This window comes from Paludisphaera soli (genome assembly GCF_011064595.1).
In the GTDB taxonomy this organism is placed as follows: domain Bacteria; phylum Planctomycetota; class Planctomycetia; order Isosphaerales; family Isosphaeraceae; genus Paludisphaera; species Paludisphaera soli.
This window is the reverse complement of the sequence record NZ_JAALJI010000065.1, coordinates 1-8,990: the sequence shown is the minus strand read 5'-3', so window position 1 is coordinate 8,990 and position 8,990 is coordinate 1. Positions and strand designations below refer to the sequence as shown.

11 protein-coding genes and 1 tRNA gene are annotated in these 8,990 nt (G+C 67.4%); 5 read left to right on the top strand and 7 right to left on the bottom strand.

The genetic code is table 11. From position 1 onward, the window contains the following. From G6O68_RS30970 to cax, 4 genes are all read right to left on the bottom strand, one after another. On the bottom strand, positions 1 to 687 hold a 687-nt coding region (locus tag G6O68_RS30970; RefSeq protein ID WP_165253489.1), incomplete at its 3' end, for a transposase. A 29-nt stretch (positions 688 to 716) separates the two neighbouring features. Beyond that, positions 717 to 1,274 carry a helix-turn-helix domain-containing protein gene (locus tag G6O68_RS30965; RefSeq protein WP_165253487.1) on the bottom strand — a complete coding sequence of 186 codons (558 nt, stop codon included), beginning with the start codon at positions 1,272 to 1,274 and terminating at the stop codon, positions 717 to 719. Between the two features lie 343 nt (positions 1,275 to 1,617). Continuing rightward, complete coding sequence (locus tag G6O68_RS30960) at positions 1,618 to 1,890, bottom strand: hypothetical protein (RefSeq protein WP_165253485.1); 273 nt, start codon at positions 1,888 to 1,890, stop codon at positions 1,618 to 1,620. An 823-nt stretch (positions 1,891 to 2,713) separates the two neighbouring features. After that, the gene (gene cax / locus G6O68_RS30955) at positions 2,714 to 3,979 is read right to left on the bottom strand and encodes a calcium/proton exchanger (RefSeq protein ID WP_206108273.1); all 1,266 of its coding nucleotides are present in this window, start codon (positions 3,977 to 3,979) and stop codon (positions 2,714 to 2,716) included. 98 nt (positions 3,980 to 4,077) lie between these two features. Here cax and trxA point away from each other — a divergent pair, with 98 nt between their 5' ends. From trxA to G6O68_RS30935, 4 genes are all read left to right on the top strand, one after another. Further along, positions 4,078 to 4,413 carry a thioredoxin gene (gene trxA, locus G6O68_RS30950; RefSeq protein ID WP_165253483.1) on the top strand — a complete coding sequence of 112 codons (336 nt, stop codon included), beginning with the start codon at positions 4,078 to 4,080 and terminating at the stop codon, positions 4,411 to 4,413. A gap of 39 nt (positions 4,414 to 4,452) precedes the next feature. Beyond that, positions 4,453 to 5,175 carry a phosphoribosylanthranilate isomerase gene (locus tag G6O68_RS30945; protein ID WP_165253481.1) on the top strand — a complete coding sequence of 241 codons (723 nt, stop codon included), beginning with the start codon at positions 4,453 to 4,455 and terminating at the stop codon, positions 5,173 to 5,175. 88 nt (positions 5,176 to 5,263) lie between these two features. Beyond that, positions 5,264 to 5,350, top strand: a tRNA-Leu gene (locus G6O68_RS30940). A 127-nt stretch (positions 5,351 to 5,477) separates the two neighbouring features. Then, positions 5,478 to 6,725, top strand: coding sequence for a tyrosine-type recombinase/integrase (locus G6O68_RS30935; protein WP_165253479.1), 1,248 nt, complete (start codon positions 5,478 to 5,480; stop codon positions 6,723 to 6,725). Here G6O68_RS30935 and G6O68_RS30930 read toward each other — a convergent pair. The 3 genes from G6O68_RS30930 to G6O68_RS30920 all read right to left on the bottom strand — a co-directional run bounded on the left by G6O68_RS30930 (position 6,705) and on the right by G6O68_RS30920 (position 8,598). Next, entirely contained in the window at positions 6,705 to 7,001 is a 297-nt protein-coding gene (locus G6O68_RS30930) for a helix-turn-helix domain-containing protein (protein WP_240911578.1), read from the bottom strand. The genes G6O68_RS30935 and G6O68_RS30930 overlap by 21 nt on opposite strands. A 569-nt stretch (positions 7,002 to 7,570) precedes the next feature. Further along, positions 7,571 to 8,368 (bottom strand): hypothetical protein, encoded by a 798-nt coding sequence (locus G6O68_RS30925; protein ID WP_165253477.1) that lies wholly within the window; start codon positions 8,366 to 8,368, stop codon positions 7,571 to 7,573. Further along, positions 8,335 to 8,598, bottom strand: a complete 264-nt coding sequence (locus G6O68_RS30920) for an ATP-binding protein (protein WP_165253475.1) — start codon at positions 8,596 to 8,598, stop codon at positions 8,335 to 8,337. Before G6O68_RS30920 ends, G6O68_RS30925 begins: the two co-directional genes overlap by 34 nt. Before the next feature lie 170 nt (positions 8,599 to 8,768). Between G6O68_RS30920 and G6O68_RS32565 the strand changes: the two genes are divergently transcribed. After that, positions 8,769 to 8,990 (top strand): hypothetical protein (locus tag G6O68_RS32565; protein ID WP_206108272.1); only part of this gene is annotated, 222 nt, incomplete at its 3' end.

Below are 8,990 nucleotides of genomic sequence, written 5' to 3'. Positions count from 1 at the left end.
TCGAGTGCAGTCCCCCGAGCCGCCCAGGCGATGGCGACGCTCACGCTGCCGCCGTCGGCGGGCCGCCCGCTCGCCGCCCCAGACGAACGGAGTCGGGGCCGCGTCCCAATGCTTCGCGGCGGCTTCGTACCAGGCGATGATCCGGGCCGTGTCGGTCGGGTACTGGCCGTCCAACGCCCTGCGCTTCAGGATGCGCTGGAGGTTCTCGGCCATGTTCAGCCACGAGCCGCCGACCGGCGTGTACAGCGGCATGATCCCGTGCGCGAACAGCCAGCAGACGAGCTCCGGCGTCTTGTGGCCGGCCAGGTCGTCCAACACCAGCAGCATCCGCAGCGGCGGCAATTCGGCGAGCAGGGTCGGCTTGATCGAGAGGCCCTCCTGCCACCGCTCCCAGGCCGCACGCCGCCCGGCGGCGGGCTCGGCCGGCGGGCCGGGCATCGCGGCCAGGATCGCAGCCAGCTCGCGCCTGAGCCAGGGGTGCAGGACCGCGTTGGGGCAGGCCGTCACGCCGTTGACGCGGGCGTGGCCGTCGGCCGGGCGGAACAGTGTCAGGGCCTTGGCCGTGCCGTCGCGCAGGTACTTGTGCGGCTGGCGGGCCGGGTCGCCCTCGGGCCGCCTCGATTGGCCGGCGTAGGGGATCGTCTGGTAGGGGCCGGCCTGGTCGGCGCACCACACCGCCAGGCCCATCGCCTCGCCCGCGAGGTAGGCCGCCTCGATCAGCTTTTTTTGGGCTCGGCGTCCGGGTCGGCGACGACCACGGCGACCGCCTTGCGCCGCCGCAGGGCCTTGCCGGCGGGGCACCAGGTCCGGGTGCGCTGGCAGCCGGCCCCGGACTCGCGCAACACCAGCCGGATCGTATACGTGGAGACATTCGGCAGTCCGTCGGGGGCGGCGCGGAGCGTCTGCCGCAGCGTGGAGAGCGACCAGGTGGCGGTGCCCTCGGCCTCGGGCGTCGGCGTGCGGGCCGCCTCGGCGGCGATCCGCGCCCGCTCCGGCGGGCCGTAGGTCGGCCGTCGGCCGCCGCCGTGGCGGGGCCTCAACGCCTCCAAGCCCTCGTCGTTGAAGCGGGCGACGAGGTGGGAGACGGCGTCGCCGGAGCGGCGGCCTAGCGAGCGGGCGGCGTCCTGCTGGTCGTCGCCGCAGGCGACGACCAGCAGGAGCCTGGCGCGGGGGACCTCGGCCGCCGGGGCGGACTGCGAGCGGCCGAGCGCCTCCAGCTCGCCCCGCTCCGTCTCGGTCAGCTCGCGGAGCGGGTCCTTCTTCTTGCGGGACATGGCGGCCTCCGTGGGGTGTGAGGCCACCGAATCTACCTCGAAACGCAGCATTATGGCAACAGGCGAGCCACATGACCCACTAGGCAGCCTTCATGCTGACTTATGACGAGTCCGCTGGCCCCCAATCGGGCCACCGTCATCTGGACGTCCAGGAGGGAGAGATTGAACGCCCCGGCTACACCTCGGGCAGACATGCCCGAATCTCCGCCGAGGGCGAAGGCCGCCAGGAGTACGACCGATCTTTCGCCGATCGTCCCCTCGAGGAACTGGACCATGATTCGACTGATCGCCGTCCCCAGTGCGACGTCCCTAACGCCGGAGTTACGACACATCGTGGCCAGCGTCACGGCAAGCCCGACGCTTGGTCCACGATCTCGCCAATCAATTCGCTCGGACCGAGGAGGCCGGCGGAGTGGATGATCGAAACGATCTGACGACGCTTGAGTCGAGGAAGTTCTCGGATTGGGGCGCAACCGATCCCGAGTTTCTCCGCGACCTTGTCTTTGTCCCCTGGCCAAACGGTGGTAACGATCGAAAAGTCGGCGGAGATCTCACGCCGGATCTGGGCCAATCGGACGAGCCGATCGGGATCGACGTGAGCGTCGTCCACGATCACGACTGCGGGCCTCTTCGAACGTATCTCCGCCGACGCGTCCGCGATCTCCTCGCCGACCAGAAAAAGACCCCACCTTCCTTGACCAGGCTGTACAGCACCGCCGTCTTGCCGGAGCCAGGATGGCCGATAAGCAGGAAGTCGCCCTTCGTTCCCTTCAGCCAGTCTCGATCGACATCCCGGCCAATCAACGCTTGACCGGTCATCGGCCGCGAGATCAGGGGGGCTCAGTCGACAGGACCGAGGCTTGGCCGGTTAGATCAAGGAGTTCAAGGTACCATCGCTGGTTGTGGTAGAGGAAATCGGCGATGCTCGATCGGGTGTAGACCTGAACGAGTTTAAATCCCAACTGCTCGGCACGTGCTTCCAATTCCGTCGTTGTTTCGGAGTCAGCTCCCGGGGAGTTACGGACACCGCCTTCCGGCGACGCCCCCCTTTGTCCAAGTAGGATCTGATACTGTTGGTGAGATTTCCGATCACCTTCGTCGAAGTCGTGCAGATCAGCGGATAAGCGGGCCCTTTTCCATCAGCGACGGCCCCGTCCATACCGGCGTCATCCCCGCCCGGGATCGGAATCAGAGTGGGATACTCGCTTCTCAGGAGGTCGCAGACGCAACGCTCGAAGGTGGAGGGATTGAGCGGTTCGAGCGGGTCGCCGAGGCGGCGAAGGATCTCGCGGTGGAACGCATCTCTTCCCAAGGACATTGCTCCCGATCGATTGACCCGGGCACCTAACCACACGTCCACAGTACCATTTCTCGCGAGTCCGAGGCGCGAGGGCGTGAGGAGGTGGATGAGGCGAGGCCTATCCTCGGGCTCGGGGGGTTCAGGTTCGGAGCAGGGGGGCGGGCTGCTTGGAGGCCGCCGGGTGGGCCGGTAGCTTCTCGGGCTCCGCGCTATCGCCGTGGCCGCCGCGGGCGGGGAGGAAGAAGAAGGCCAGGGCGAGGAGGATGTAGACCATCAGCAGCATCACCCCTTCGAGCCAGTTGGACTCGCCGTCCTCGGCCACCATCCGGGCGATGAAGACCGAGATCAGGACCGCCACCACCTCTAGGTCGGTGAACAGCAGGTCCATCGGCTCGGCGCGCAGGTAGCTCGTCAGGACCAGCACCGGCGCGACGAAGAGGGCGATCTGCAGCGAGGAGCCGATCGCGATGCCCACCGAGAGGTCCATCTGGTTCTTCATCGCTACCAGCACGGCCGTCGAGTGCTCGGCCGCATTGCCGACGATCGCCACCACGATCACGCCGACGAACACCCCGTTCCACCCCAGCGTGTGGCTCGCCCCCTCGACCGCCCCCACGAGGATCTCGCTCATCCAGGCGACGAACAGCGTCGCCCCGATCAGGACGGCGAGCGCCTTCGTGGTGCTCCAGGGCGCGCCGTGGTCGTGGCCCTGGTCGGCCGAGGACTCCGCCGGGTCGGGGTTGAACAGGCTCTTATGCGTCTTGAGGCTGAAGACGAGGTGGGCGGCGTAGGTCAGCAAAAGGACGATCGAGACGCCGACGCTCAGCTCATGCTCCAGCAGCGGGTCGGCCGCCGCCACCTCGGGGAGGGCGTGGAAGATCGCCGGCACGAGCATGCCCACGGCGGCCAGCACCATCATGGTCGCCCCGACGCCGGCCGCCGTGCGGTTGAACGTCTGGACGTCATACTTCAGGCCGCCGGCCACGAGGCTCGCACCCATCACCAGCAGGATGTTGCCGATGATGCTGCCGGTCAGCGACGCCTTCACCACCTCGTCCAGGCCGTTGAACAGGGCGAACATCGCGATGATCAGCTCGGCGGCGTTGCCGAAGGTGGCGTTCATGAGCCCGCCGATCCCCGGCCCCAGCTTCTCGGCCAGCTTCTCGGTCGACTTGCCCATCAGCCCCGCCAGCGGGACGATCGCGACGCAAGACGCGACGAAGAGCCAAATCGGCCCCGCGCCGGAGAATCGCAGGGCGATGGCGACCGGGACCGCCAGCAGCAGAGTGGTCAGCCAGCCTTCCCGCCTGGGATCCAGGAAATCCCACCACGGCGCGGCCGGATCGCCGCCGGCGTCGGCCCCGCCCCCCCCGTCGCCCGCCTGGTTGACTCGCGCCTGGTGCAACTTATAATGCCTCCATCTTTCGGGGCCGCCGTAGCGGGGCGACTCCTGGAAATCCACCCAGCCTCTCAATCGTTTGAATCGCAGCGAGGGACCAGATCATGGCCGACAGCGTGAAGGAGTTTACCGACGCCAACTGGAAGTCGGAAGTGCTCGACTCCGAGACTCCGGTGATCATCGACTTCTGGGCGCCGTGGTGCGGCCCCTGCCGCATGCTGGCCCCCACCATCGAGAAGCTCGCGACCGAGTTCGGCGACAAGGTGAAGGTCGGCAAGCTGAACACCGACGAAAACACCGACACGCCGGGCAGCCTGCGGATCTCGGCCATCCCCACCGTGCTGGTCTTCCAGGGGGGCAAGGAGGTCGACCGCCTAGTGGGCGTCAACCCGCTCAACAAGTTCAAGGACTCGCTCGAGAAGCTGGGCGTCGGGGTCTGACCGGACCCGAGTCGAGCGGAACGGAGCGGCGCACGCGCCATGCCCCACGCCTTCGCCGCCGAGCCCGCCTCCGGATTCCGGGGGTGCCCCGGGATCAAGGTCTGCGGCCTGATCGATCCCGCCGAGGCGGTCGACTGCCTGGCGGCGGGGGTCGACTGGATCGGCCTGAACTTCCACCCCCCGTCGCCGCGGTTCACGACCTTCGACCGCGCCGGGGCCGTGCTCTCCGCCTGCGACCGGGCCGACGCCTTCGTCGGCCTGTTCGTCGACCGCCCTCCTTCCGAGATCGCCGCGACCTGCCGGACTCTGGGGCTCTCGCGCGTGCAACTCCACGGCGACGAGCCCCCCGAGGACCTGGCCGAACTGGCCGATTTCTTCCTCATCCGGGCCTTCCGCCTTCGCAACGCCTCGGCCGTGGCGGCGATGGCGGCTCACCTCGAACGGGCCGAGAGGCTCGGCCGGGCTCCCGACGCCGTGTTGATCGACGCCTGGTCTCCCTCCGCGTTCGGCGGCACCGGCGCGATGATCGACCCCTCGATCCTCGACGACCTGCCGCCGATGCCCCGGCTCATGCTGGCCGGCGGCCTCACCCCGGAGAACGTCACCTCGCGCGTCGCGATCGTCCACCCCTGGATGGTCGACGCCGCCAGCGGCGTCGAGTCCGCACCCGGCCGCAAGGACCCCGCCAAGGTCCGAGCCTTGGTGCACGCGCTCCGTCCGCCCGCCGACCCGCCTCCGAATTCCCGCGAGTTCCCGGACTGACCCCTCGACTTGCACCATCTCGCTTGCTACAATCTCCCTCGACCTGACGACGTGCGGTTCCAACCCCGCATGCTCGACGAACGAGATTGCCGAAGTGGCGGAATTGGCAGACGCGCTAGGTTCAGGTCCTAGTGGGCTAACCATGCCCGTGGAGGTTCAAGTCCTCTCTTCGGCACTGCAGCGAAAGGACTTACGTCGATTCGGCGTAGGTCCTTTTTCTTTGCGCCCCCAATTTTGGGGACGAATTGGGGACGGGATTGGGCCTGCATTGCGTTTGCGTCGCTCCTCCGGGAGCCTTTGACATGGCGTCGCTCGAAGAACGCTCGGGCCGGTTTCGCGTGATCTTCCGTCACGGCGGCCGGAAGTTCCAGCACTCCCTGGGCACCCGCGACCGGCGGGAGGCCGAGGCGTGCCTCGTCCGCCTCGAAGAGAACCTCAGGCTCCTCGAACGCGGACGTTTGACGCCGCCGCCCGGGGCCGACCTCCCGCTCTTCCTCCTCTCCGACGGCAAGCTCGCTTCCAGAGCGGAAGCGGCCAGGGCGTTGACCCTGGCCGAACTCTTCGACCGATACCTGTCCACACGTAGAGGGGTGCTGGAGGACGTCACCCTGGCCACCATCGGGACCCACCTCGGCCATCTCACGACGACCCTGGGAGCCATGCTCACCGTTGAGAGCCTTACCGCGAGCGACCTCCAACGCCACATCGAGCGGCGGACCAATGCCAAAGGCGTACGAGGCCGGCCCCTGAGCCCGACCACTATGAAGAAGGAGATCTCCAGCTTCTCGGCCGTCTGGACTTGGGCCAATCAGATGGGGCTGGTGGCCATTCCGTTCCCGAGCAAGGGGCTCGCCTTCCCCAAGTCGGGGGAGAAGCCTTCGTTCCAGACGCGCGCGGAGATCGAGCGGCAGATCGAGAGGGGAAGGCTCGCCCCCCGGGACCAGGACGACCTCTGGGCCTGCTTGTACCTGACGCTCCCCGAGGTCGAGGAGGTGCTGGAGCACGTCCGCTCCACGGCGCGCCATGCGTTCATCTACCCGATGTTCGTCTTCGCGGCCCACACGGGCGCGAGGCGGAGCGAGATCCTGCGGTCCAGGATCGCCGACTTCGATTTCGAGGCGGGCACCGCCGTCATCCGCGAGAAGAAGCGGGTGAAGGGTCGGTGGACGACCCGGCGTGTCCCGCTCTCGCCCAGACTCGCCGGCGTCATGCGGGATTGGTTCGCCGCCCATCCGGGCGGTGCCTACACCATCTCCCGAGAAGCTGGAAGCGGCCACGGTCGGGAGGGCCGGCCGGAGGGCGGAACGTTGACCCGCGACGAGTCGAACCACCATTTCCACCGGGCCCTTGCCGAGAGCAGGTGGTCGGTGATCCGGGGCTGGCACGTCTTCCGCCATTCCTTCGCGTCGAACTGCGCCGCCCGCGGCGTCGACCAGCGGTTGATCGACGCCTGGATGGGCCACCAGACCGAAGAGATGCGACGGCGATACCGTCACCTGTCGCCGGATCAGCAGGCGGACGCGATCCGGTCAGTCTTTACGCAGCGGTAGCAGGCCCTCGTTCTGGATTCGGGCGAGCTCCTCTCGGCTGATCATCCATTCTTGAGACCTGCCGCGGCCACACGGCCTCTTCGAAGCCCGTACGCGGCCGTGACGACACCACTCTCTGACCGTGAACTCGGCCTTGCCGAGGATGACCGCGAACTCCTTGGTCGTGTACCACTCCTTGATCGCCCTCTGGCTCGCCATGAGGTCGCGCATCTCGGCGAGGTGCACCTCGATGCGGCCCAGCCGGGCGACGATGTCCTGCGGATTTTGGTCGATCATTTCGGTGTACCAGACTTCGAGTGGGAGCGAAGGGGCTATCGAACCGATTCAGAGACGCCCGCCGGGCCGTCGGCTCGTGACATCGGGAATTGGGAAGCAGCCGTTGACAATCCAGGTCGATCCGACCGGCGAACGAGCCTCGACCAGTCCGATCGCTCCCTTCTCGGTCAACCTGTTCCAAATTCATGTTAAGCCCGACTGCCGGCGGGATTGTTGCCGCTTCAATTGCAAGGCGCTAGGGGATGACGCCGGCCCTCTCGATGACCTCGGGGTCCCGCTGACCGGCCTCCGCCACAGGACGGAGCTGGGTCTCAGTTGCTGCAAGCCCGCCTCTTACACGTGTTTTGGAGGAGATGGCGACGAGATCGACGCCGCATTCTCCAGCAAAGGGAGGTGTGCCGGCTGAACGTCGATCGAAGCTCGATCAACCCTGCCGCCGACGCAGCAAGCATGAGGATCAGGGCCGGCCACGGCTTGTCCCCCTCCTCGACCGACGGCGATGAGAATTCGCTGCAGTGCGATCCCCTACGAATGGCAAAGAGGGCTTCCATGCCCCGATTCTCACTTTCTCATCTCGACTGAACTTGAGGATTCGAGGACGACGCGATGCCGGCCTCCGCGAGGCGGCGATATAGGGTGGGCTCGCTCTTGCCCGTCCTCTCGTCCCACAACCGGAGCCGCTCCTGACGGTCGCCCGTCCGCGCGGCGATCTCGCGGGCGACCTCCAACTCGCGACGCTTGCGATCGGCCCGCGTTCCCAGGTCGGGCGCGACGGCGAAGGTCGTCGGCCGCTCCTTGAGGCGGGTCGCCGTCATGTCCTTCCAGTGGCAGCCCGCCAGGCACTCCCGCCACGCTAGGTAGTCCTTGAAGCCGTTGTCCAGCAGACGCATGTCGAGCGGACGATGCAGCGAGCGGGACTGCTCGACGATGAATTCGCAGACCTCCGAGCACTCCTCGGGGGACATCGCCAGGCCGTCGTGCTCGCAGCCCCCGGCCGCCACGCGACGCATCATGGCCGTCAGCTCGCCGTCGGTGGCCCTCAGCTGGCAGCAGGCGATGCGGGTCTTCAGCGCCTGGAGCTCGGGCAGGTCGCCCAGCGGCTTGTTGGCGATCATGATGACGCCGCCGGTGAAGACGAAGCTGTGCTCCATCTTGTAAGTGGACCAGGTGACGGTACGCTCCATCGGCCCCCGGCCGCCGTCCTTGCGCTGGCCCCAGCAGGCGCTGCGAAGGACCCCCTGGGCGCCGCGGTCGCGCGTGATCTGCTCCATGTCCTCCAGGACGTGGACCGAGTCGGGGAACCGCTCCAGGGCGTTGTAGAGGCCCCGGCCGGTCATCCGGCTGTTGAACAGCTTGTAGTCGGCCATAGCCGGTCCAGCTCCCGGATGACGGAATGGCTCTTGCCGATGCCGCCCTCGCCGAAGAGGTACAGGCCGGTCGTGTAGCCTCCGGCCACCTGGCCGACGTAATCCCGGACCAGCTGGAGCTTGGTATCCAGGCTCGCGAGGTGTTCGCGGTCCCGTTCAAACCGGTCCGGGGGCGGGGCCGTGCAAGCCCCGTGGGACGAAGGGGGCGGATCGCTCTGCGTCGTGTCCATAACCTTTCCTCCCTTGGTCGACTCGTGTACCGGACTCTCGTTCGCCGGTATCATGAGGAGTCTAGCGGTGGGCGGTGGTGGGATTCTTGCAGCGAACCTTGCAAAGGCCGAAGGCCGCCGGGAGGGGGAGGTGGCTTCCGATCCGGGCGCGAGGGGCAGGGGGGGCGAGGGTGTCGATCTTGGGGTGTGGGCCGCCTACGTCCAGGGGCCATCACGTCTTCACCCTGCGATGCTGGCAGGAAGCCTACTGGGATGAAAATATCGTTTACGAGATCGCTCGCAAGCAAGGGCGGCGGGACCGCATCCCCCGAGAGATCGAAGATTGGCAGGCGGCCGTCCAGATCCTCAGCGCGAGGAACCTGGTCAGCGCCGGAGTCCTCAATGGCCTGCTA